At 58.4% G+C, this 233-nt stretch carries 1 protein-coding gene; it reads left to right on the top strand.

What is annotated here, in order from left to right; genetic code table 11:
* Window positions 1-48: 48 nt before the first annotated feature.
* Window positions 49-233 (top strand): helix-turn-helix domain-containing protein (locus HMPREF0072_RS11755; protein ID WP_211204260.1); only part of this gene is annotated, 185 nt, incomplete at its 3' end.

Raw genomic sequence — 233 nt, 5'->3', positions numbered from 1 at the left:
GCGACCTGATGCTAGAATCGCGTCCATAGCATCAGTTTGGAGCCATCGATGTCCGAGCACCTGGGCGCCAATCTCAAGCTGCTTTGCAGCCATTACCGCTCGATTTCCGAGGTTTGCCGGCAATTGGCGATCAATCGCGCACAGTTCAACAAGTACCTCAGCGGCCAGAGCCAGCCGACGCCGTACAACCGCAAGCGGATCGGCGACTTCTTCGGCGTCGAGGACTACGAGCT

Source organism: Anaerococcus lactolyticus ATCC 51172 (assembly GCF_000156575.1).
In the GTDB taxonomy this organism is placed as follows: domain Bacteria; phylum Bacillota; class Clostridia; order Tissierellales; family Peptoniphilaceae; genus Anaerococcus; species Anaerococcus lactolyticus.
The sequence above is the reverse complement of the archived record's forward strand: the minus strand, read 5'-3'. Positions and strand labels throughout refer to the sequence as shown.